Origin of the sequence: Sphingomonas sp. UV9 (assembly GCF_004101245.1) — a bacterium.
Classification (GTDB): domain Bacteria; phylum Pseudomonadota; class Alphaproteobacteria; order Sphingomonadales; family Sphingomonadaceae; genus Sphingomonas.
Genome location: NZ_SCIN01000001.1, coordinates 214297 through 238000 on the forward strand (window position 1 = coordinate 214297; position 23704 = coordinate 238000).

A 23704-nucleotide genomic window follows, 5' to 3' on the forward strand; every position below is an offset into this window, starting at 1 on the left:
ATTTCCCGGAGCCGGGAGGATCCTCAGCGATACCAGGCGTAGGGACCGACCACCGTCCCGACGAACCCGCCCGCGGCCTTGGTACTCAGGAACCGGACGTCGACGTTCTCGGCCAGCGTGCTTTTTCCGGCGGCGGTCTGATAGTCGAAGGCCATGCGATCCTTGTCCGCGCGGATCGTCAGCGTGACGGGACCTGCCGTTGCGGGCGCGGAGGCGATCATCCGCTCCGTCCCCTTGTCGCTGGCATACAGAGCCACCACCGGTTTGCCTGCAATCCGCGTCATGCCGAAGAAGAGGTAGTTCAGGTCGCTCTGCATCGCGACGAGGCCCGCGCGGTCGCCGTCGGTGTCGGGCGAGAAGCGCAGCGTCGTCGAAATAGTTGCGGCATGGTGCTGCTGGCGCCGGCCAACGAACGCCGGAACACCCTTCAGGTCGCCGATCGGCGTGCCGTGACCGAGCACGAGGTCGCCGCGCTCGAGCCGGTAGAACGGCGTCTTCGGCGTGCGGACGCCGACCCATTGCATCGCCAGTTTGCTGCCGTCGAAGTCGTCGACATAGCCGAAGTCGCCGCTGGTCGGCACCGGGCCGGGGGCGCCCGCGGGGAGCCGCGGTTTCGTCCCGACGAACGGTATCGGCTGTCCCTTGGGCAGGATGATCGGCCAGCCGTCTTTCCACGCGACCGGCAGGAGGAACGTCTCGCGGCCGATATTGTAATAGTCGCCCTCGTACGGACGGACGCCCAGGAAGGTCGCATACCAGTCGCCATGCTGCGTCTGCACCAGCGTGGCGTGGCCCGCCGAGGTGATCGGATTGGCGCGCGCAGGATCGAGATCGCGCTGCGTCAGGATCGGATTGCCGGCATACGGCACGAACGGCCCGCGAAGGGACTTGGAACGCAGCACGACCTGCGAATGATTGACGCTCGTGCCGCCCTCGGCCGCGGTCAGGTAATAATAGCCGTCCTTGCGGAAGATGTGCGGGCCCTCGATCCAGACCGGCTTTTTGGAAATGTCGACGCCGCCATTGATCAGCTGCGTGCTGTCGCCGACCATCTTGCCTGCGCGCCAGTCATATTCCTGGATCCAGATCGCGCGGTGGCCGTCGTAGCGTGGCGGCTCGGCGGGCGCGCGGTTGTTGACGATATAGGCCTTGTCGCCTTCCCAGTAGATCGACGGGTCGATGCCCTCGAAAGGTAGCCAGATCGGGTTCGACCACGGCCCCGCCGGGTCCTTCGCGGTGATGACGAAATTGCCGTTGCACTCGACGCAGGTGTTGACGATGTAGAACACGCCGTCGTGATACGAGATGTCGGGCGCGAACACCGCCTGCGACGTCCGCATGCCGGTGAAGTCGAGCTGTTCGGGCCGGTCGATCGCATTGCCGATCTGCGTCCAGTTCACCAGGTCCTTCGACCGGAAGATCGGCAGGCCCGGATAATGCGCGAACGACGACAGGACGAGGTAATAGTCGTCGCCGACCCGCGTCACCGAGGGGTCGGGGTAATAGCCGGACAGGATCGGGTTGCGGTACTGGTTCGGCCCGACCGTCACCTTTTCCTGTGCGTGACCGTCATAGCTGAAGCGGCTGAACCGCGGCGCATCGCTGGCAACGGCGGGCGATGCGAGGGCGGCGGGCGATGCGAGGGCGGCACCCGAGAGCAACAGGGCAAGCGTGTGAAGTTTCATGATGGTCCTCATTGAACGGCGCCAGCGCGCATGGTTGCGGTCGGCTTGGCGCCGGCGGAGCGATTGGCGAGATCCTGCGCGGCGAGCGCCAGTTCGATCCACATCGCGCCCTCGGGAATGACATATTCGTTTTCACCCCAGAAGAACGGCCAGTCCTCGTGGTTCTCGGGCAAGTCCGGTTTCACGATCAGCACGCCCGGCACGACGCCGCCGGCGATGAACGAGAAGTCTGCGCGGTTGTTGCCGTACGCGACCTCCTTGGAGACGGTGCCGACGCCCGATACGAACGATATGTCGGACGCGGGGTGATGGCCCACCAGGAATTCCAGTCCGCGGAACACCGCGTCGGCGGGCATGATCTCCGGAAACGCCGTGTGCAGCGCATAAACGTTGAGCGCGGTCCCCAGCACGGTGCCGCTGCCCGCCCAGCCGCCGGTGGTGATCGGCACACCGAACGGGTTGGCTTTCGCCGCCGCAGCCGTTGTGGCCGCATAAGCGCGAACCGCCGGGATCATGCCGTCGCGGTAGGCAGGAGGCATGAACGGGATCGCGGCGACCGCATCACGCAGCGTGAAGGCGAAGCGTTTCTCCATCGCCGGCCATAACGACTGGACGGCGGTGGCATAGCGCGGGTCGCGGGTGGACCGCAGCAGTTCGACGGCGGCGGAGAAGTGCTCGGCTTCCAGCGGTCCCCCGGTCGTGTTGCCGTGCTGGTACAGATCGGGCGCGTGAGACTGCTCCTCCGCCCAGGTCCGCGTCGCGATATCGAGTGCCTTTTTCGACAAAGCAGGGTCGACGTCGGCCAGCGCGCGCGAGGCCGCGGCAAGTCCCGCGATCGATCCATAGTTGAGCGCCGAGGTCTTGGTCGTGAAGGCCCAGCGATCGTCGGGCGTACCGCTGCGTCCGCCCTTTTCCTCGCCGAGCTTGAGCGTCGGATCGTAGATCAGCCCATCGGTCTTGGTCGAGGCGTCGCCGAGATGGGTATATTGCGCGACGTCGGGTTCGACGATGCCGTGGATCGCATGGCCGACCGCGTCGAACTGCGCAACGAGCTGCAACGTCCCGTGGCGTATCTGCTGGAGCAGATCGGGCGTGCCGTCGGGCACGTGCATCTCGGTCTTGCGCCGTGTCCAGTCGATCGCGGTGGTGTCGCGCGCCGGACGCCAGCGTTCCCAACTGTCGGCCAGCGACCGGATCACCTGATATTGCGACTGGGTGCGGATGTCGTAGTCGCCCGCGTCGAACCATCCGCCGACCGCGAGGCCCGGGATGTGTTCGCCCGGCTTGAACTTCGTGTCGGTGGTCGGCCCCTGCGCGTAGAGATCGATATGCTCGTGGTTCACCCGCGCTTGGCGCGCATCGTCGCGGTGCGCGTCGCCGTGCCAGACGCGGTAGCCCTCGTTGACGAACATATGGTCCATCGCGACCGGAAAATAGACGTCGAGCGTCGGATGCCATGCGCCCGCATAGGCATCGGCGGCAATCCGGAACGGCGCCGTTCGGGTCGCGCCATATTCGAGCACATAGGTGCCGGGCTGCCGGACCGCGCTGAAATCGAGCTGCAGATAGGTATAGCGCAAATACTCGCCCCAGCGCTTGGCCGGCGCGGTGCGGATCGGCGTCATGCTGCCGTCCGCACCGACGCGGAGCAGGCGCGCGGGCAGCGTCCGGCGATCGTTGCGGTCGAGTTCGATCGTCGCGACTTTCCGCGCGTCGGGCGTGTAGCCGAGCTGCGAATGCGCGATCACCGGAGGACGCAGCCAACCGGGGACGCTGTTCGGCTGGATCGTCCATTCGAGGACCGTGCCGGTGCGTCCGGCGGGCAGCAGCGACCTGAGTACGAACCAGCCGTTCTGCGCCTGATTGCGACCGTCGAACAGCTGCACCTCGGCGGTGGAGCGTATCGTCACGCGCCGGGCAGGATCCTCGGGCGCAAGCACGAAGCGGGTGCCCTTGGCGATCGCGGTCGGCTCGGCACCGGGCCCTTCGGCACGGCCGCTTGCGGCGTTGCGGTCCGGCGTCGCGACCATCGCGTCGGCGGGATAGATCGGAAAGGTGCCGGTGGCGTCGTCCGCCATATAGCTGTGATGGAAATAGGCGCTGGGGAGGAATTCCAGGTTGAACCCGGCCCTGCCGGCAAGTGCGGCGGGCACCGGCTGGTCGAGGATCACCGAGACGGCGATGGCGCCGCCGCGCTGTTCCGATCGCACCCGGTATTGCCATTTATAGTCGGGATATTCGAGCGTCACCGTGATCGCACCGGTCGCCGTATCCACCTTTCGGTCCACGAGGCGACCGATCGCATCCCACTGTCCGGGGGTGGCGGACAGGCGGACATCGCCATTGGTCGCGATCCGTTCGCCCTGCTGGACGATCTCGACGCCGCTGATCTTCGAATCGGCGAACAGGCCGTCATACCAGTTGGAAAAGACGAGCACGTTGGCGGCGGGCGCTTCGTAATAGCCGGCCGCGTTCAGCGTCAGCGCCGGTGCTGTACTCGACGGCTTTGTCCGAGCGATTACGGGTGACACAGTGGCGAGCAACGTCGCCAATACGCAAAATACGGGTCTTGCCGCCATCATGGGGTCCTCTCCGAGGTCTTCGCGCGCGGTGTATCCACGTCGCATTTGCCCTAACTATAGCGCTAACAGTGCGTTGCGCCAGCCGCTGTCGACTTCGTTCGTCGATAGCGCTGCGGTCCGGGTAATCACTAGACTCGATAGCGGTATCACCATATCACTCCGACAAGGGCGCGAGAGTGGTCCGGCCAGGCCGATCGTCGGCGTGGCCGAATAACGACCCCGCAGCAGCCCCTGGGAGAAGAGGATGACCGGGCTGATCGTCGATCGTCGTGGTGCGATGCTTGCATCGATCGCTACCGGTGCGGGCTTGAACCTGAACGCTAGCGGCAGGGCGGATGCTGCGCCGTCCCCCGCAGGATCTGGCGCCGGACGCTGTTCCACGCCTCAAAAAGCGCGGCGACCGGTCGAGTTCCATCTTTACCAGGCCGGTGGCCACGGCGTCGGGCTCGGCAAGGCGGGCACCACCAGCACCGGATGGTTCGAGGATTTCATGCACCGGCGCGATGCCAACACACTGCTGGCGATGGGTGAAGGGGAACGGCCATGACGGACGTGACGAGGACGGGCCGGATCGCATGGCGGAGCGTGCCCTTGCTTGCCTTGGGCTTGCTGGCAGGGCTGCCATCGGGCGCGGTGGGGCAGGAGGCGGCCATGACCGCAGCGCTGGCGCCTCATTTCGTGCGCGTGACGCCCGGTGCGACCACGCCGGACAGCGACGGGTTCCTGCGGCGCTGGCTGTTTCTGGAGCCGATCGACAAGCCCAACCGGAGCAATTCGGGCTTCACCGGCACCTATGTCCGGCAGGCGCTGACCACACAGTATTTCCCCGGCCAGTTCGGCCCGGTCCCGCGCGATGGGCAAACGGTCGCGGCCGCCGCGCCGCTGCGGTGGCATGCGCTCGATTCGACCGCCTTCGACGTAAAGCTGTTCGACTTCGCCAGGGCGTTCGGCAAGCCGACCTATGGCGTGATCTTCTGGGCGGTGACGGTCGTCGACAGCCCGCGCGAGATGCGCGACGTGCGACTGGCGGTGGGCTCGAACTCGGCATCGATGTGGTGGTTGAACGGGAAAGAAATCGTCGGCCTCTTCAACGATCGCCGCATGGTGGTGGACGACGTGCTGTCGGACCGTCTGACGCTGCGCAAGGGCCGCAACGTGATCCGCGGCGCGGTCATCAACGGCCCGGGCCTCAGCGATTTCTGTGCCCGTTTCGTCGACGCGAACGGCCGACCGATCACCGATCTGAAGGTCGATGTCCGATGACGGCGGCCTTCACCTCCACCCCACGCAGCCGAAACAGCGGAGGCCGTATGAAGCATCTTGTCACGGTGGCCTTGGCGCTTTGCACGATCGTGGCTGTGGGTACCGCGCCGGCCATGGCGCAGTTGCAGGGTGAGACTTTCATTCACGATCCATCGACGGTGACCCTGTCGGACGGCAAATACTATACGTTCGGCACGCGCGGCGGCGGGCTTGTCTCCGAAGACGGCTGGACGTGGCATGGCGGGCCCGAACGTCCTGGCGGCGGCGTCGCCCCGGACGTCATCAAGATCGGTGACCGCTATTACATGGCCTATGCGGTCGGTGGCGGTGGCATGGGCGGCGGGCATGCCAGCCAGGTCAAGATGATGTGGACCTATTCGCTCGACCCGAAATCGCCGAAGTTCAAATTTCACGACATCGGCGTCGTCGCCGCGAGCGATGGCGTCGAGACCGCCGACGCGATCGACCCGGCGTTCCTGTATGTCGATGGCCGCCTGTGGCTGACATACGGAACCTATTTCGGGCCGATCCGCATCATCGAACTCGATCCCAAGACCGGCCTGCGCGTGGCGGGCAACCAGCCGGTCGATGTCGCGATCGACATGGAGGCCACCGCGATGATGCATCGCGACGGCTATTATTATCTGCTGGGGACGCACGGGACCTGCTGTGACGGACCGAATTCCACCTATCACATCCGCGTCGGCCGATCGCGCAAGCCCCTCGGTCCGTATGTCGATCACATGGGTACGCCGCTGCTGCGGGGTGGCGGCAAGCTGGTCGTCAGCGCGCGCGGGCGAACCATGGGACCCGGTCATTTCGGCCTGATCGACCTCGGCAAGGGCGTCGAGAAAGTCTCGATGCATTACGAGGCGGACATGGATCGCAGTGGGCGCAGCGTCTTGGGAATCGCGCCGCTTCGGTGGACCGACGGCTGGCCGGTCGCCGGCGAGAATGTCGCGCCCGGCACGTACGAGATCGCGTCGGAGCGGAGCGGCTATGCGCTGCAACTCGCGACGGATGTCGTCCGCATACCCTTCGACGCGCGCCGCAGCTTCATGGCGAAGCCGAGCGATCCGGTCGCGCCGATCGCGGACCAGACGCTCGCCGAGGAATCCGTCGGCTGGCCGAAGGGATCGATCCGGGTCGATCTTGGTGACTACATGAACCGGCCGCGCCAGCGGTGGACGATCGCGCCCGTACCCGGCGCCGGCGGCTATTTCGGCGCGCCGTTCTACAAGATCGTCATTACCGGCACCGATCGCGTGCTCGCCGCCAATGCCGCGGGCGAGGTCGAGACCGTGGCGGCCTTCACCGGCGCTGCCGAGCAATTGTGGCAGATCGATCAATTGACCGACGGCACCTATCGGATCGCACCGAAGGCGGTGCCGGGGAGAAAACCGGGCCTTGCACTGGTGGCGATCGGCGCCAGCACGCCGACGCTCGCGCCGTTCGATCCGGTCAGTCCCGCCAGCCGATGGACGTTCAGGCAACCTTAGCGGCACAGTGGCAACGGACGTCACCAATCAACCCCGCGATTACCGACACTCAACAGTTGCGCGAAGACCTAGTCGAAAGCGAGACCATGATCCTGCCGAACCAATGCTCCGTAAAGCCGCATCGACCGATCGATTGCCTGGAGCGCGTCCAACGACGTGTCCCTTCATGCTCGACCAGGGCTGACTGACCTATGCCTGGCGGTCCGTCACGGCGCGATCTGATCGAGGGGGCAGCGGCGAGCGTCGCTGCTCTTGCCTTGCCTGCGCCCACTTGGGGGGCGGCGGCGGCGGCGGCGGGGAAGGATGCGCGGCTGTGGTATCGCCAACCGGCCATCGCCTGGACCGAGGCGTTGCCGGTGGGCAATGGCCGGCTCGGGGCGATGGTGTTCGGCGGTACCGCGCGCGAGCGGTTGCAGCTCAACGAAGACACGCTGTGGACGGGCGGACCCTATGATCCGGTCAACCCGGCAGCGCAGGTTGCGCTTCCCGAGGTCCGGCGACTGATCGATGCCGGCAAGTTTGCCGAGGCGCAGGCATTGGCGAACGCGAAGCTGATGGGGATGCCCCGGACGCAGATGGCGTACCAGCCGGTCGGCGACCTGCTGCTCGACATGCCGGGGATCGGCGCGATCGCGGCGTATCGGCGCGACCTCGATCTCGACACGGCGATTGCCACGACCAGGTTCACCGCAGGCGGCACACGGTTCCGCCGCGAGGTGTTCGCCGCACCGGGCGATCAGGTGATCGTCGTACAGGTCACCGCGGATCGTCCCTTCGATATCCGCCTCGGCCTGACGTCGTCGCACCCTGGCGCGATCGTCTCGGCGAGCGCGCCGTTGCTGACGCTGAGCGGGCATAATGGCGAGCGTGCGGGTATCGCCGGGCGATTGCGGTTCGCGGCACGCGCGCGGGTGTCGATCACCGGCGGGGCGGTCGTCGCCGATGGCGATGGCCTGCACGTCCGCGGTGCGCGATCCGTCACAGTGTCGATCGCGATGGCGACGAGCTATCGCCGCTTCGACGATGTGAGTGGCGACCCCGAAGCGGCGACGCTGGCCACGCTCGATCGGGTCCAGGCTCGCGGGATCGACCATATCCGCACCGAGACGATCGCCGCGCATCGGTCGCTGTTCCGCCGTGTTACGCTGGATCTCGGCCGGACGGCTACTGCAGATCGCCCGACCGACGAGCGTATCCGCGCCAACGATGCGGCGGCCGACCCGGCGCTCGCCGCGCTCTATTTCGACTATGGCCGCTATCTGCTGATCGCGTCGTCGCGCGCCGGCAGCCAGCCCGCCAATCTCCAGGGCATCTGGAACGACCAGATCAAGCCGCCCTGGGAGTCCAAATACACCGTCAACATCAACACCGAGATGAACTATTGGCCGGCAGAGGTCACCGCGCTGGCCGAATGTACCGAGCCGCTGGTGCGGATGGTGCGCGAACTGGCCGTCACCGGCGAACGCACTGCGCAGAAGATGTACGGGGCGCGTGGCTGGGTGTGCCATCACAATACCGATCTGTGGCGTGCGACCGCGCCGATCGACGGGGCGGAGTGGGGGCTGTGGCCAACCGGCGGCGCGTGGCTGTGCACGCATCTGTGGGACCGCTACGATTACGGACGCGACCTCGCCTATCTGCGCTCGGTCTATCCGCTGATGCGCGGGGCGGCGTTGTTCTTCCTCGACACGCTCCAGACCGATCCCGCGACGGGCGCGCTGGTAACCAACCCGTCGCTATCGCCCGAGAACATCCATCCGGCGGGCGCATCGATCTGTGCCGGGCCGGCGATGGACATGCAGATCCTGCGCGACCTGTTCGATCAGGTCGGGCAGGCGGCGGCTGTGCTCAAGATCGACGCCGAATTTGCGGCCGAGACAGCGGCGGCCCGCGCGCGCCTCGCACCCGATCACATCGGCGCACAGGGCCAGCTTCAGGAGTGGCAGCGCGACTGGGACGCGGCCGCACCCGAGCCGCATCACCGCCACGTGTCGCATCTCTATGGCCTGTTCCCGAGCGACCAGATCGATCCGGACCGGACACCCGCCTTGGCACAGGCGGCGCGCCGGTCGCTCGAACTGCGCGGCGACGAGTCCACCGGTTGGGCGACCGCATGGCGTGCCAATCTGTGGGCGCGGTTGCGCGACGGCGACCACGCGCACCGTATCCTAGCCTTCCTGCTTGGCCCCGAGCGCACCTATCCCAATCTGTTCGACGCGCATCCGCCGTTCCAGATCGACGGCAATTTCGGGGGTACGCGGGCGATCGCGGAAATGCTGATGCAGAGCCGCGGTGACGAGATCCTGCTGCTGCCGGCATTGCCGGGTGCATGGCCGACCGGGTCGGTGTCCGGGTTGCGTGCGCGCGGACGATGCGCGGTCGACCTGGAGTGGCGGGGCGGCGAACTGGTCGAGGCGGTGGTCCGCGGCGAGATGGCGGGGCGCCGCGTAGTCCGGCTGGGTACCCGGCGCGTCGAGGTCGTGCTGACGCCGGGCAAGGCGGTGAAGCTTCGCGGCAACGGGCTCGCAGGCGCGTGAACAGGAAAAAAGGGATGTCCGTGAACAAGCTTATTGTCGCATTCGGCACCGCGTTGGCGATGCTGTCGATCGATCCTGCCTCAGCGCAGGTCAAGACGCCCGCGCCACCGCCCGTCGCCGGCGCACGTCCGGTGACGATCGAGCGGATTACCGTCCACTCCCCCGCGATCGAGGGCAATCTCGAAGGCGAGAGCCCGGACCGCGCCGTGCTGGTGGTGCTGCCGCCGGGCTACCGCAGCGATCCGAAACGCCGCTACCCTGTGGTCTACGCCCTTCACGGCTATTCGATCGGCGTCGAGCAGTGGATCGGCGAAATCCACGTACCGCAGACGATCGAAGGGGCGTTCGCCAAGGGCACGCGCGAAATGATCGTCGTGCTGCCCGACAGCAAGACCGCGCATAACGGCTCTTTTTACTCGAGTTCGGTGACGGTCGGCGACTTCGAGACGTTCGTCGCGCGCGATCTGGTCGGCTATATCGACGGCCATTACCGGACGATCGCGGATCGCCGCAGCCGCGGGCTCGCGGGGCATTCGATGGGTGGTTATGGCACCGCGCGGATCGGCATGAAGCACGCGGACGTGTTCGGTGCGCTCTACATGATGAGTCCGTGCTGCCTGTCGACGCGCGCGCTCGGCACGCCCGATGCGGCGACCGAGAAGGCGATCCGCGCGCTTCGCTCGCCGGCGGACAGCGCGACACTGTCCTGGGGCCTGCGCGCGCAACTCGCGACCGCGGCGGCGTGGTCGCCCAATCCCAAGGCGCCGCCGCTGTATCTCGACCTGCCGGTCAAGGACGGCGTGGCGCAGCCCGACGTCATGGCGCGCTGGGCGGCCAATGCGCCGCTCGCGATGCTCGATCAATATGTCGGGAACATGCGGCGCTATGCGGCGATCGGGATCGACGTCGGCGACCGCGACGGGCTGAAGGACGATGCCGGCAGGCTGCATGCGGCGCTGGACGCTTACGGGATCGCGAACAGCTTCGAGGTGTATCCGGGCGATCATACCAGCGGCGTCGCGGGGCGGGTCCAGGACAAGATGATGCCGTTCTTCTCGCGTGCGCTGGCGTTCGGCAAATGAGGGTGGCGGTGGCGATTGCGGCCTTCGGGTTGGTAGCCACGGCCGCGTCGGCACAGGTGTGGCAATCGGATCAGGGCGACGGGACGTTCCGCAATCCGGTGCTGTTCGCGGATTATCCCGATCCCGACATCATCCGCGTCGGCAGCGACTATTATTTCGCCACCACGACGTTCGCGAACACGCCCGGCATCACGATCCTGCACAGTCGCGATCTGGTGAACTGGACGCTCGCGACGCACCTCGTCGATCGGCTCGAGGGCAAACCCGAATACGACCTGAAGGGCGGCAACGCGTACCGGCACGGGCTCTACGCCTCCTCCTTACGCTACCATGCCGGCACCTATTATCTGGCGAACACGCCGGTCGGGCAGAAGACGCGGATCTGGTACGCGAAGGACGTGCGTGGGCCGTGGCGCTATCATGAACTGGAGCGCGAGGCCTTCGATCCGGGGCTGTTCATCGAGCCCGACGGGCGCGCGTATCTGGCGACGGCGAGCACGGCGGATGGCACGATCACGCTGCTGACGCTCGACAAGGCGCTGGCGCACGTCACGGCGTCGCGGAAAATCCATTACATCAAGGGCGCCGAAGGGTCGAAGATCATCCGGCGCGGTGCGTATTATTACATGTTCAACGCGCTGCCGCCGCGGCTTGCGCTGTCGGTCTCGCGGTCGCGCAGCCTGTTCGGGCCGTGGGAAACGCGGGACCAGATCGACGACAAGACCGGCGGGCATCAGGGGGCGCTGGTCGACATGCCCGATGGTCGGTGGTTCGGCTTCGTGATGGAGGATAGCGGCGCGATCGGGCGGATGACGAACCTCAGCCCGGTGTTCTGGCAGGACGACTGGCCGGTCTGGGGCACGCGCGACGCGCCCGGTCGCGTGCCGCGGCGGGCGGCCAAGCCGATCCCCGGGCCGATCCCCGGGGGGGCGTTTGCCGAACCTGCGACGTCGGACGATTTCGGCAGGTTGACGCTGGGGCTGCAATGGCAGTGGAACCACAATGCGGACAACGCGCGCTGGTCGCTGGCCGAGCGGCCGGGGTGGTTGCGGCTGAAGCCGACGGTCGCTCCGGGGTTCTGGAGCGCGCGCAATACGCTGGTGCAGAAGGGCCAGGGGCCCGCGAGCCGAGGCGAGGTGAAGCTCGACATCCGCCATCTCGCACCGGGCGATCGTTGCGGATTCGGTACGTTCGGGCAGTTCAGCGGGAACTTGACGGTGCAGGGCGCGGGCGGCGGCAAGGCGACGCTGGCGATGGAGGTGACCGAGGACACGGTCGCTGGGGCACGGACCGAGGTTCGTGCCACCGTGCCGCTGCCCAGGGCGAAGGCGCTGTGGTTGCGGACCGACCTGGACTTCACGACCGATCGTGCGCGCGTCGCGTATAGCCTGGACGGACGGCGATGGACTGGTCTCGGCGGCGACTTCCCGCTGGCGTTCGCGTGGCGGACGGGGACGTTCCAGGGCGAGCAGTTCGCGCTGTTCTGCTACGCGCCGACCGCGAGCCGGGGGTGGCTGGATGTCGATGCTTTCACGCTGTCGGGATTGCGCCCCGCCGCGCCCGAAAAGATCCGCTAGCCGTCTTATCGGAGCAGTGCAGCGTCCGCCCAGATCGCCGGCTGGGGCGCCGCCGCACTGCTGCCCCGTGCAACCAGTTCCACGATCCGCACACCCGCGACCTTTGCCTCAAGCGGCGCCGCGGTGTCGCCGAACGCCATCGGGCGCGATTTCGCGAGCAGGCGACCGTCGCCCCAGACCTCGAACACCGTGGTGCCGGAGCGCGGCTGGCCGGAATCGTTGATGCCGACCTTGGCGGCGAACCGCGCGTAACCCTGGTTGCGGACTTCGAGGCGGGAGTTGGCGAGCACGCCGATCCCGGTGTCGAAGTCGGTGCCGGCCACTCGCAACAGCTTGCCATAGGGGGCGCGGTCCGCTTCGGCGCCGCCCCAGCCGCCATATTGCGGGTGCTCGCCGCCGCCGCGCGTGCCGGTCCACGGCGTAATCGACTGGTAGATGGTCGGGTCCGGTTGCGGCACCACGACCCCGTCGACGGCAGGATTGACGCGACCGGTCTGCTCCGAAAGGTACAGCCCGCCGGGCAGGCGCCGCGTGCCGGTCGCGCGGAAGATCAGCGTCTCGTGCGGCGCGAGCGTCACCGCGATTTCCTTGCGGAAGCTCTGGTCCTTCTTGGTCCAGAGGTCCTTCAGGCGGACGTCGGCGGTCGGCAGCATCTTGAGCTGCTCGGCGGTCAGCACGGCCTTGGCGGGCGAGGCTGTACGGTTGAACAGTGCGACGCCCTTGCTGCCGTCGGCGAGTGTCTTGACGAAGATCTGCACCTCGCCGGACTCATAGGCGAGCACCGCCTGGTTGCCGGCCGGATCCTGGTTGAGCGCCACGATGTCCGCATTGCCGAAGATCGCGAGCAGGTCCGGCGTAAGCTTGCGCAGGTCGTAGCCGATGATCAGCGGCGAATTGACCATCGCCCATAGCGAGAAATGCGAGCGCGCCTCGGTCCGGTGCGCCGCGTCGAAATCGCCGGTGCCGACGAACAGCATGTCGGGGTCGTTCCACGATCCGGGATGCGCATAGAGCGCGCGGTGCGTCACGGTGTCGAGATTGGTCAGCATCCGCGGCCAGACCGGCTGGATGTCGTCGCTGGTGCGCGAGGTGTTGCCGACGTCCTTGCCCCAGGCGCGCACGTCGCCCGCGCCCCACAGGCATAGCGAATAGACGTAGGGGCGGTCTTTGGCGTACGTGTGCAGTGCGGTGTGGACCTGTTCGTAGAGGCGGCGGATACCGGCCACGTCCGAACCGCCGAGCGACTGCATGTCGACCAGCGGCGTCAGCGCGCGGTACAGGCCCGACTTCACGCGCGGGGCGTCTGCCGGAAGGCCGCGCGCGCCGCAGCCGTCGACCTTGATGAAGTCGAAATTCCAGTCGGCGAAGAACAGCGCGATGTCCTGGTCGACATGACCGTAGAGCCCGACCTCGCGCTCCGCGACGCTACCCTCGGGCTGGTTCTTGAAATCGGGCGTGTAGATCTGGCCGCAGCTGTTGCGGCCGATGTCCGAATAGATGCCCGCCTTCAGCCCCATTGCATGGAGGCGGTCGGTGAGCGGTCGGAAGCTGGTGTCGGCACCGGTCGCGGCAGAGGGGAAGTGGCTGGTGCGGATCATCAACCGGCCGTCCGGCTGGCGCCGCTTCAACCACCAGCCATCGTCGATGTTGACGTAGCGATAGCCGATATCGCGCAGCCTGGTATCGACCAGCGCCTGGGCGGAGGCGAGCACCTTTTCCTCGTCGACGTCGCTGTTGAAGGCGTTCCACGAGTTCCAGCCCATCGGCGGCACCGGGGCGGAGCCGTCGGTATTGGCGCTCCACTTGCCGGTCGGCGTCAGCGGGTCGGCAGTGGCTGCGAGCGGACCACACATTGCGGCCAGCGCCACGCCGATCATCATCCAGGGGGTACGCTTCACTTCGGCAATTCTTTCGACTGGCGGGCGGTGAAGCGTACGGATTGGCCCGCTGCGCCGGTTCCGGGCTGGCCCGATCCCACGGTGACGCGGTAGCGGCCCGCGGCGACCGAGCGCGTGCCATCGACGGCCACCGAACTCAGATCGCGCGGGGACAGGTCGAAGGTCACGGTGCGCGCCTCGCCGGGGCGCAGTGCGACGCGCTGGAACCCCCGCAGTGCGACCCGCGGCGTGCCCGGCCGGTCGGGGAAGTTCAGGTAAAGCTGCGCGACCTCTTCGCCCGGACGGTCGCCCTGGTTGGTAAGCCGGGTGGTAACGCGGATGCCGGTCCCGGCACCGCCACGTCCGGGCGTCACGGTCGGCGTCGTATAGCCGAACCGCGTGTAGCTGAGCCCGTGGCCGAACGGATAGACCGGCGTTCCCGCGAAGTAGCGATAGGTGCGGCCCTTCATCGCGTAATCGCCGAACGGCGGCAGGTCCGCGACGCTGCGGTAGAAGGTGAGGGGCAGGCGGCCCGACGGGTTGGTCCGCCCGGTGAGGATATTGGCGGCAGCCGTGCCCCCGGTCTCGCCCGGATACCACGCCTCCAGCACGGCGGCGGCGTTGTCCTTCGCCCAGGCGAGGTTGATCGGGCTGCCGTTCATCGCGACCAGCACGATCGGCTTGCCGGTGGCCTTCGCCTGGTCGAGCATCGCGATCTGGTCTGCGGGCAGGTCGAGCGTGGTCTTGTCGCCACCTGCGAAGCCCGGCACCGTCACCCCGGTTTCCTCCGCTTCGAGATCGGAGGTAAGGCCGACGACCGCGACCAGCACGTCCGCCGCGGCCGCTGCACGACGCAGCTCGGCGGCGGGCGAGCCGGACACGCGCTTCCACACCAGATCGATACCGGTGCCCTCGGCGCGGATCGCGTAACGTCGTCCGCCTTCGAGCTTCAGCGTCGTCATGCCGGGCAGGTCGTTCCAGCGCGCCTTGCGCCGGTCGGCGATCATCTTGCCGTCGAGCGTCAGCGTCCCACCCGAGCCCGACAGGCCGACGCGGTAGGTGCCGCTTTCCGGTGGGACGAGGAAGCCGGTCCATTCGGTGCGGTGGACGTCGGTGACGCGCGCGAGATCGAGGTTGCGATCGCCGACGTCGGGCTCGATGCGCGTGACGACCGGCTGGGCCTGATACTCGGCCGCAGCGACAAGCTTCTCGCGCGTGCCCGGCGCATATTGCGTGGGCATCGGCGTCGTCGGATTGAAATAGCGCGCGAGCAGGCCGGGCTTGCCATCGGGCGTGAGCAGCGCGGAGGTCGGCACGCGGTCGCCGTCCGTGACGGACTCGCCGAACGGCACGAGCGTGACCTGACCCGCGCCCAGCGCAGTCCGCAGCCCTTCGAGCACCGATACCGGCTGGCCCGACAACGGGGACGAGTAATTGCCGCGTAACACCCGCGTCGCGTCGCCGAGCGGCCCGATCACGGCGAGCTTCAGGCCGGGCTTGAGCGGCAGGACGCCATCGTTCTTGAGCAGCACCATCGATCGTTCGGCCGCGGCGAGGGCGAGGCGACGATGCTCGGGCGCACCGATCACGCTGGTCGGCAGTGCCTTGGGGGCGCCGGCCAGTCCGGGCAGATCGCCGGTCCGGTAGCGTGCGGCGAAAAGGCGGACGAGGCTCCGATCGACATCGGCTGGCGTGATCAGATCGCGTTGCAATGCCTCGCGGTACCGGGTTTCCAGGCCCGCGGTGTCGCCCAGGGTCTCGCCATTGCACTCGTTGTCGACGCCCGCGCGCATCGCCGCGGCGACCGCGGCGGCGCTGTCGGGGGCGTATTTATGGTTGTCGGCGATGTCCTTCACCGCGTCGCAATCGGATACGACATAGCCCTTGAAACCCCACGCCCCGCGCAGATGCTCCTTCAACAACAGGTCGCTGGCGCAGGCGGGTTGGCCGTCGATGCGGTTGTACGCGCACATCACCGACGCCGCGCGCCCGTCGACCAAGGCCGCGCGGAAGGCGGGGAGGTAGGTATCCTCCAGGTCGTGCGCCGAGACGAAGACGTTGGCAGAATGCCGCGTTCCCTCGGGGCCGCTGTGGACCGCGAAGTGCTTGGGCGTGGCGATGACCTGCGGGCGATCGGGATTGGGGCCCTGCATCCCGCGAACGAAGGCGACCCCCATCGACGCGGTCAGGAACGGATCCTCGCCATAGGTCTCCTGCCCGCGCCCCCAGCGCGGATCGCGGAAGATGTTGATGTTGGGCGACCAGGTGTCGAGCCCCGTGCCGATATGCCCGTTCCTGCCGGTCTCGCGGCCGAGCGTATGGAGCCCGCGCACCTCTTTACTGATCGCCCCTGCGACGTCCTGGACGATCGGTGCGTCGAAGGTCGCGGCAAGGCCGATCGGCTCGGGGAAATTGGTGGTCGCGAGCGGGCCGAGCGCGCCGTGCAGCGACTCGGTCCACCAGTTATACGCGGGTACGCCGAGCCGCGGGATGGCGGGCGCGACGTTGAGCAACTGCGGTAGCTTCTCGTCGAGCGTCATCCGGGCGACGATCGCGCGGGCCATCCGTTCGGCGGGATCGGTTTCGCTCTGCCGGGGCGGCGGGGCGGCAGGTTCGCGGGCGAGCACTGGCGAAAATGCGAGCACGAGCCCCGCCGTCGCGAGCGCTCTCGCCTTCATGATCCTGCGCATCGTCACTATCCCCCGTTGCGGCACGCGCGAGCGGCCATTCTTGTTCTTCGTACCCGTTCGGGCCTATCGACCCGGCGCGACCGGCACCTCGAACGTGCCGACCGGCAGCGGTGCGTCGTCGGCGAGGTTGGTCGCGGGCGCGTCGGCCCAGGCGTAGCGGACGCGAGTGGCAGGTTGGCCGTCGCCGGGCAGGGTTACGGTCGATCCGGAAACCCGGCCGGCGGCATAGCGGCAGGTGCCGACCGTGGATCCGCACAGCTCGAAGCCGATTGCCTGCGCCGAACTCCGGGCATGCAGCGCGCCCGTCACGCCGGTGAACCGGACCGTGACGCTGCCATCCGGCGCGCGCCGCGCATCGGCGACCGCCGGGCCAGACGGCGCGATCCTCTCCCCGTACACCGCGGCGCGCATGACCCGGGCGAGCCTTTGGCCGACCTCGTGCTTCTCGCCGGGGTGGATGTCGAGCGCATCGCCCAGGTCGAGCGCGACGGCGATGCCGGCATGCGGGTCGGCCGCCGCCACGCGTCGTTGGGCGTCGCGGACGTCACCCCAGCCGCTCTCGCTCGGCGCGATCGCCGGGCTGCCGTAATTGGCAAGCTGGACGATCGCGAAGCCGGTCTGGGGCGTCCCGAAACGGCGGCGCCAGTCGGCGATCAGCGCCGTCATCCGGCGATCGTACCCGGGGATGCCGGTGTCGGATTCGCCCTGATACCAGGCCATGCCGGCAAATTTCGTGCTGCCGAGCGGCGCGATCATCGCGTTGTACAGCGTGCCGGCGCCGTTGATGTCGTCCCACGGCACGCGCGGTGCCGCGCCCGCAAGCCGCTTGGCGATCGCATAGCGCCAGCCGGTGCCGAGCGGCACGCTGGTCCCGTCGGCGAACGACAGCCGCATCGAATCCGCCGGGCCGGTCATGCCGCCATACGCGTAGACGTCGTCGTCGTTGACGGTGATGACATTGCGTCCGGTCTTCAGGCTACCGGCCGGCAAGGCGTAGACGCGCGGTTGCGAGGCGAGGCTGCTGCCGCCGACGCCCACGCCGTTGACCCAGGTGCGATCGGCGTCGTCGACCATGCCCAGCACCAGGGTAGCAGGGCCGCGCGCCTGTTCGGCGGTCAGCTGCACCTCGTGCTGGTACCAGAGCATGCCGTTGTAACTGGCGAGTTCGGGCACGCCCCAGGTTTCGAAATTGGTCATCGCGGGGACGGGACGCCAATCGAGCGCGGCATCCGGCTGCCAGGGCTCGCGACCCGCTGCATCGCCGGACCCTGCGCGCCACCAGCGTTCCCAAAGGGCCGATGCCTGTCGGTTGGCGGCGGCAGGATCGCGGGCATAGAGCGCGAGGAGGTCGGCGGGATCGCCCAACCCGGCCCGACGGAGCGCGACGTCGCTCATCCACGCGCTGATCCGCGATCCGCCCCAGCTCGAATGCACCGCTCCGATCGGGACGCCCGACGTTCGGCGCAGCGCCTGGACCATGTAGAAGCACGCCGCCGAGAAGCCGGGCGCCGTGGTCGGGCCGGATACCGCCCAGGCGGGCTGTTGGGCAAACCGCGAGACGGGGGCGGCTGCGGAAACCTTCTCGACGGTCAATAGCCGGAGCTTGTCGTCGACCTCCGGATGCGCATCGGGAAACAGGCCTTGTCCCTGATCGACGCGGAGCTCCATGTTGCTTTGGCCCGAGCACAGGAACACGTCGCCGACCAGGATATCGCGCAGCACCGCAGCGCCGCTCGGAGCGGCGATCGTCAAATCGTAGGGCCCGCCGGCGGGGAGGGCGGGCAGGCTCGCCGAAAAGCTGCCGGTGCGGTCGGCCTTGGCGGTGACGCTGCGCCCGGCCAGCGTTATCATCACGGTTTCGCCCGCCGCCGCCTGTCCGGTCAGGACGATCGGCTGGCCGCGCAGGATCACCGCGTGATCGCCGAGGATCCCGTCGAGGCGCGGTGCTGCAGAGGCGGCGGTCGCGCCGATCGTGAAGAAGGCACCCAAGGCCAGGCGCGCTGTGACGGTCCGCATGTATCTGTTCCCCTGACGGCTAGAGCGACTGAAGGCCGTGCCGCTTGATCCGGTCGATCAGATCGCGGTGCCCCGGCAGGCTGCTCACCAGCCGCTGCGTCTGCGCCTGGTTGTCGTGCCGCGCGCGCCGTGCGAGCGCGACGTCGCCATCGATCGTCCCGGGCATCACCGCGGTCCGCGCGCCCATGCCGTACAGGACATATTGATAGCTGGCCGACGGGAAGACCTCCTCCGCGCGATCGAACTCGTCATGGACCCAGGGCGACTGGAACCGCCACAATTCCATCAGGCCCATCAGGCGATCGGGGATCGATTCCGGCCGGACATTGTCGCGCCAGAAATCGGTGTCGGTGCGCTTGGTCAGCGCATAATGCAGCTTGAGGAAGTCGATGATCCGGCCCCAGCGGTAGCTGGTCGTGTCGTTGAAGCGGCGCGCGACGACGTCCATCACCTCGCGGCAGGCGGGCATCTGTTCGGCGATCATCTTCGCCGACAGCTCGATCAGGACGATCGCGGACGCCTCGAGCGGTTCGAGGAATCCCGCGGCGAGCCCGACAGCGACGCAGTTCCGCACCCAGAACTGCTCGCGGTGACCGGCGCGGATCGCGAGACGCCGCGCGGTCAGGTCGCGCGCGGCAGGGCCGATATAGTCGCGCAACTCCTGCTCGGCGGCATCCGCGCTGATATGGCTGCTGGAAAAGACATGGCCGACGCCGCGTCGCGTCGGCAGGCCGATATCCCAGATCCAGCCGGCCGATTGCGCGGTCGAGATCGTGTGGCTCGCGATCGGATCGTCGGGCAGGTCGTACGGCACCTGCATCGCCAGCGCCGTGTCGCAGAACAGGACGTCGGTGCAGCTGCGGAACGGCACCTTCATCGCGCCCCCGATCAGAAGCGCGGCAAAGCCGGTGCAGTCGACGAACAGGTCGCCCGCGATCGAGATTCCCTGCTCGGTATCGAGGCTCGCGATATCGCCGCTCTCGTCGAGCCGGACCTCGGTAACGTCGGCCTTCACATGGCGGACGCCGAGCGTGTCGCAGCAATGCCGCTGGAGGAAGTGCGAGAATTTGCCCGCGTCGAGGTGATAGGCGTAGTTCGCATGGCCGTCATATTCGGGCGTCGCGATTGTCTTGGGACCGAGCCCTTCGTCGCAGATCCGACCCTGCGGCGTAACCGTGTCGCAGAACGTCGTGCCGCCCTCGTCCGCCAGCCAGTGCGGCGCCAGGTTCACTTGGCCGAACTGCTGCGGGAGCATCAATGGATGGTAATAGCCGTCGTCCGGGGTGCCCGTGGTCCAGCGATTGAACCGTGCGCCCTGCTTGAACGACGCATCGCATTGCCGGAAGAGTTCGGTCTCCGACACGCCCATGCGCTTCAGCGTGGTGCGCAGCGTCGGCCAGGTCCCTTCGCCGACGCCGATCGTCGGCACGTTGGGCGATTCGACCAGGGTCACCGTGAAGCCGTGCTGGCGGCGCGCCTGATGCTTGGCCGCGATGACGCCTGCGGTCAGCCACCCTGCGGTGCCGCCACCGACGATAACGATATTCTGAATTTCGTGCATGGTGCAGCGTAATCGAAAAGAGGCGGAGCACGAACAGGTCGTGCTCCGCCAGGGGGGAGGGGGTCAGAAGCGGTAGCGGATACCGGCTGTGTAGCGGCGGCCGTAATCAAACACGTCGAGCAGCTGGTTGTCGTAGCGCCCGTGCGTGCTTTGCTGGTTGTTGTTGATGTTCAGCGCTTCGCCAAACACGCTGAAGTGCTTGTTGATGTCGTAGCTCGTCGTCAGATCGATCTGGAAGCTCTGGTTGACGAAGGTCGGCTCCGCACCGAACGAACCGGTATTCTGGTTCTGGCCGAACTGGAGCAGATACTTGTCGCGCCAGTTGAGCGCGGTGCGGAACTGGAACCCACCCTTGTCGTAGAAGCCGACGAAGTTCGCCGAATTCGCCAGGCCCGTCACCGCAAAGCCGGTCTGCGAGATGTTCTTGTCGTCATAGGGCCGGTTGGTGTTCACGAACGTCGCATTGGCCTGGAAGCCGAAGCCGGTGTCGCCGAAGACCTGCTGCCAGGCGAGCTCGACGCCGCGTACGGTGGCGTCGGGGCCGTTGACCTGCTGCGTGACGGCGAAGCTGGCGGGCTGGCCGGTGGTCGGGTCGACAAGGCCGTTGATCGTCTGCCGCGTCACGCCGCCGACCACGAAGTTGCTGACGTTCTTCAGGAAGAAGCCGACCGACAGATACGAGTTGCGGCGATAATACCATTCCGCGCCGATATCGAAATTGTCGGCGAGATACGGCTTGAGGTTCGGGTTGCCGCCGCTTGCCGACAGCGCGCCGATGCGCTGGCCGTTGCCGACGTTGAGCACCGGGTTCAGCAGCGCGAGCGACGGACGGGTCAGCGTCCGCGAGGCGTCGAACCGGAGGATCAGATTGTCCGTCAGCTCCAGCTTCGCATCCATGCTGGGCAGCAGGTACGAGTAGGAGCTGTTGCTCGTGACGCCTTGCACGTCGGTATAGGTCGGAATGCTCAGCAGCGTCCGGTCGGCCGTGCTGGTCACCAGCGAGGTGGGCAGGCGACCCTGTCCGGTCGAGACCAGGTTGGTGTTCTCGTTGCGCACGCCCGCGTTGAACGTGAACGGCAGGCTGCCGATTTCGGTCTTGAAGTTGACGCTGAAGTACAGTGACCACGTCCGCTCGCGCACCCGCAGCACGCTGCCGGGATCGACCGCCTCGTCGAAGGTCCCGGTGAAGCCGGTCACGTTCCCGTAGTTGAATCCCGGCACGTTCTGCGCCTGCGGATTGCCGAGGCTGGTCAGGTAATTCTGGTACGCGATCGGGCTGAACACGAACACCGATGGCGGCAGGCTGCCGTCGAACCCCGGGATGAAGTTGTTGAGGCTGACCGACCCCTGGTACAGGCTGCCCGGCAGCGGCGCGACGCCCGAGGTGCCGGCAGAGGGCGCACCGTAACCGGCATAGGCCTGCCAGAAATTGTTGGTGAAGGTGCTGGTGTTCCGGAAGTTGAACGTGTCCTGGTAGAATTGGCCACCGGCCTTGATCGTCAGGTCGTCCTGCTTCCAGGTGGCGTTGCCGCGGAACTGCATCAGCTCATCGGTATTGCGCTGCGTCTGGTTGACCGCGACGTGCGTGCCGATCACCGAGGTATCCGCCCAAGCGGCGGTGTTGCCGGCCGGACCAAAGTTGCTGATCGTCGGGAACGCACCGCTGCTGTTGCCGTCGACCGTGAACTGCAGCGTGTTGCCGAGCGCACTGCCATAGCCGATGTCGCCATTCTGGCTGCCGATGACGTTGCCCGGGTTCCGCCAGCTCTTGGCATAGGACCCGTCGGCCTCCAGCGTCAGATTGTCGGTCGCGTCGTATTTGACGTTGAGCCCGGTCTGGTTGGTCTGGAGAATCTCCGTGTTACGCGCAGACGTGAAGTCGGTCGGCGTGCCGGCCTGCGTGAAGTCGACCGCGGTTCCGTTGCCGTCGAGCGTCACGTTGCGCAGGTCGCCCTGGTTGAACCAGACGCCAAACGCGTAATTGTTCTGGACGATTTCCTGGCGCGAGAAATTATTGTCCAGCGTGACCATCAGGTCGTCGGTCGGATGATATTGGAACGCGACCCGGGCGTCGACGCGCTCGTCCTTCACGCGCTGTTGTTCCGCGCCATATTGCTGCGGGAACCAGCCGGGCAGATTCTGGCGATTGTTCGGATTGGCGTAGGCCGCCGACGTCGTATCGCTGGTCGGCGAACACGCCCCGGCGCCCGCGTTCCCGGTGAGCTGGCACGGTGCGAAATTGCCGCCCGGCCAACCGGACACATACACGCGGTTGGTATCGGTATCGCGCCGCGTGTAGATGACATCGGCCAGTACGCCGAACGTCTCGTCGGCGGTGGTATCGCTGATCAGCAGGCCCGCGGTCGGCACGATCCTGCCCGCCCGCTCCTGGATCGAACCCGAGCCCGTGGCGGCGAGGCGGAAGCCGGGATGATCGAATGGCTTAGGGAACTGGATGTCCACCGTCGCGCCGATCGAGCTCGACGACAGCGACACGTCGGGCGTCTTCAGCACGCTCAACTGGCCGATGAAATCGACGCCCACGGTGCTGAAATCGATCTGGCGACCACCGGTGGCGGTCGAAATGCGACGACCGTCGTACAAGGTGGTGTTGAAATCGCCGCCGAAGCCGCGAACGGTGATGCCCGTCGGCTCACCGCGCGAACCCGAGCGCTGGATCGACACGCCGGGCAGGCGCTGCAACGCAGCCGCAACGTTCGAATCCGGGAATTTGCCGATATCCTCGGCAGATATGACGTCGACTACGCCCGAAGACGTGCGTTTCAGGTCGAGGTTGCGCTGCAACGAGCCGCGCAGGCCGGTGATGACGATCTCGTCGCCTTCGCCGGTTGCGTTGCCTTGCGAAGCGTCGGGTGCCGTCGCTGTGTCCTGCGGTTGCCCGGACTGCGCCGCGGTGGTCGTGTTCGCGGTGGACGGAACAGCGGGCTGCGGCGCGGTCGGCTGAACGGTGGTGTTGTTCTGCGGAGTACCCTGGTCCTGCGCGAGCGCAGGGATCGACCACATCAACGCCATGACGCTGGTGGCACAGGCAAGCGTATTCTTTGGCCGCGATAAACTGCGAAGGCCCAAATCACGAAAGTTCGTGGTCATATCCAGTCATCCCCTCATGCACCGTCGCTCCGCTCTTCTTCTGAGAAGCGTGCGCGACCAAATCTACTGATGGGCGAATCAGGTAGTTTTCCTACCGTTCCGGCCATCACCGTTAGCGCTCCCATCATACGCAGGCCGGTTGCAGTTGCAAGCATTTGTATGAGTCATCGCGCCGTGCCTTTGCAACGGCGCCGTGCTGTGCGATCTGATCGGGTAACGACGAT

13 protein-coding genes are annotated in these 23704 nt (G+C 67.0%); 6 read left to right on the plus strand and 7 right to left on the minus strand.

Annotation, left to right across the window (positions count from 1 at the left end; genetic code table 11):
- Positions 1 to 23 precede the first annotated feature (23 nt).
- Positions 24 to 1685 carry a glycoside hydrolase family 43 protein gene (locus EQZ23_RS00860; protein ID WP_128452607.1) on the minus strand — a complete coding sequence of 554 codons (1662 nt, stop codon included), beginning with the start codon at positions 1683 to 1685 and terminating at the stop codon, positions 24 to 26.
- Between the two features lie 8 nt (positions 1686 to 1693).
- Positions 1694 to 4312, minus strand: a complete 2619-nt coding sequence (locus EQZ23_RS00865; RefSeq protein ID WP_240663097.1) for a glycoside hydrolase family 9 protein — start codon at positions 4310 to 4312, stop codon at positions 1694 to 1696.
- Between the two features lie 199 nt (positions 4313 to 4511).
- On the opposite strand from EQZ23_RS00865, the gene EQZ23_RS20025 reads away from it, so the two are divergent.
- From EQZ23_RS20025 to EQZ23_RS00895, 6 genes are all read left to right on the plus strand, one after another.
- Positions 4512 to 4814, plus strand: a complete 303-nt coding sequence (locus tag EQZ23_RS20025; RefSeq protein WP_206364139.1) for a hypothetical protein — start codon at positions 4512 to 4514, stop codon at positions 4812 to 4814.
- Entirely contained in the window at positions 4811 to 5530 is a 720-nt protein-coding gene (locus tag EQZ23_RS00875) for an acetylxylan esterase (RefSeq protein WP_128452608.1), read from the plus strand. The genes EQZ23_RS20025 and EQZ23_RS00875 overlap by 4 nt, the downstream gene beginning before the upstream one ends.
- A 47-nt stretch (positions 5531 to 5577) precedes the next feature.
- Positions 5578 to 7029: a family 43 glycosylhydrolase gene (locus EQZ23_RS00880; RefSeq protein WP_128452609.1), complete on the plus strand. Its 1452-nt coding sequence runs from the start codon at positions 5578 to 5580 to the stop codon at positions 7027 to 7029.
- 191 nt (positions 7030 to 7220) lie between these two features.
- A complete protein-coding gene (locus EQZ23_RS00885) occupies positions 7221 to 9566 on the plus strand; it encodes a glycoside hydrolase family 95 protein (RefSeq protein WP_128452610.1) in 2346 nt (781 codons plus the stop codon).
- Between the two features lie 20 nt (positions 9567 to 9586).
- Positions 9587 to 10648 (plus strand): alpha/beta hydrolase-fold protein, encoded by a 1062-nt coding sequence (locus EQZ23_RS00890; RefSeq protein ID WP_346427804.1) that lies wholly within the window; start codon positions 9587 to 9589, stop codon positions 10646 to 10648.
- A gap of 8 nt (positions 10649 to 10656) precedes the next feature.
- Positions 10657 to 12225 (plus strand): glycoside hydrolase 43 family protein, encoded by a 1569-nt coding sequence (locus EQZ23_RS00895; RefSeq protein ID WP_240663098.1) that lies wholly within the window; start codon positions 10657 to 10659, stop codon positions 12223 to 12225.
- Positions 12226 to 12230: 5 nt separating this feature from the next.
- Here the strand turns inward: EQZ23_RS00895 and EQZ23_RS00900 are convergent, their stop codons facing one another.
- The 5 genes from EQZ23_RS00900 to EQZ23_RS00920 form a co-directional block, all read right to left on the minus strand.
- Complete coding sequence (locus tag EQZ23_RS00900) at positions 12231 to 14105, minus strand: NPCBM/NEW2 domain-containing protein (protein ID WP_128453511.1); 1875 nt, start codon at positions 14103 to 14105, stop codon at positions 12231 to 12233.
- 14 nt (positions 14106 to 14119) lie between these two features.
- Positions 14120 to 16792, minus strand: coding sequence for a glycoside hydrolase family 3 C-terminal domain-containing protein (locus tag EQZ23_RS00905; RefSeq protein ID WP_128452613.1), 2673 nt, complete (start codon positions 16790 to 16792; stop codon positions 14120 to 14122).
- Positions 16793 to 16855: 63 nt separating this feature from the next.
- Positions 16856 to 18808, minus strand: a complete 1953-nt coding sequence (locus tag EQZ23_RS00910) for a sialate O-acetylesterase (RefSeq protein ID WP_128452614.1) — start codon at positions 18806 to 18808, stop codon at positions 16856 to 16858.
- 19 nt (positions 18809 to 18827) lie between these two features.
- Positions 18828 to 20369, minus strand: a complete 1542-nt coding sequence (locus EQZ23_RS00915; protein ID WP_128452615.1) for a tryptophan halogenase family protein — start codon at positions 20367 to 20369, stop codon at positions 18828 to 18830.
- A 63-nt stretch (positions 20370 to 20432) separates the two neighbouring features.
- Positions 20433 to 23480 carry a TonB-dependent receptor gene (locus tag EQZ23_RS00920; RefSeq protein WP_206364140.1) on the minus strand — a complete coding sequence of 1016 codons (3048 nt, stop codon included), beginning with the start codon at positions 23478 to 23480 and terminating at the stop codon, positions 20433 to 20435.
- Between the last annotated feature and the right edge of the window lie 224 nt (positions 23481 to 23704).

Coding starts and splice junctions, on each gene's coding strand:
- EQZ23_RS00860 (WP_128452607.1), bottom strand. CDS start 1,685: ATGAAACTTCACACGCTTGCCCTGTTGCTCTCGGGTGCCGCCCTCGCA.
- EQZ23_RS00875 (WP_128452608.1), top strand. CDS start 4,811: ATGACGGACGTGACGAGGACGGGCCGGATCGCATGGCGGAGCGTGCCC.
- EQZ23_RS00865 (WP_240663097.1), bottom strand. CDS start 4,312: ATGCGACGTGGATACACCGCGCGCGAAGACCTCGGAGAGGACCCCATG.
- EQZ23_RS00915 (WP_128452615.1), bottom strand. CDS start 20,369: ATGCACGAAATTCAGAATATCGTTATCGTCGGTGGCGGCACCGCAGGG.
- EQZ23_RS00880 (WP_128452609.1), top strand. CDS start 5,578: ATGAAGCATCTTGTCACGGTGGCCTTGGCGCTTTGCACGATCGTGGCT.
- EQZ23_RS00885 (WP_128452610.1), top strand. CDS start 7,221: ATGCCTGGCGGTCCGTCACGGCGCGATCTGATCGAGGGGGCAGCGGCG.
- EQZ23_RS20025 (WP_206364139.1), top strand. CDS start 4,512: ATGACCGGGCTGATCGTCGATCGTCGTGGTGCGATGCTTGCATCGATC.
- EQZ23_RS00905 (WP_128452613.1), bottom strand. CDS start 16,792: ATGCGCAGGATCATGAAGGCGAGAGCGCTCGCGACGGCGGGGCTCGTG.
- EQZ23_RS00920 (WP_206364140.1), bottom strand. CDS start 23,480: ATGACCACGAACTTTCGTGATTTGGGCCTTCGCAGTTTATCGCGGCCA.
- EQZ23_RS00900 (WP_128453511.1), bottom strand. CDS start 14,105: ATGATGATCGGCGTGGCGCTGGCCGCAATGTGTGGTCCGCTCGCAGCC.
- EQZ23_RS00910 (WP_128452614.1), bottom strand. CDS start 18,808: ATGCGGACCGTCACAGCGCGCCTGGCCTTGGGTGCCTTCTTCACGATC.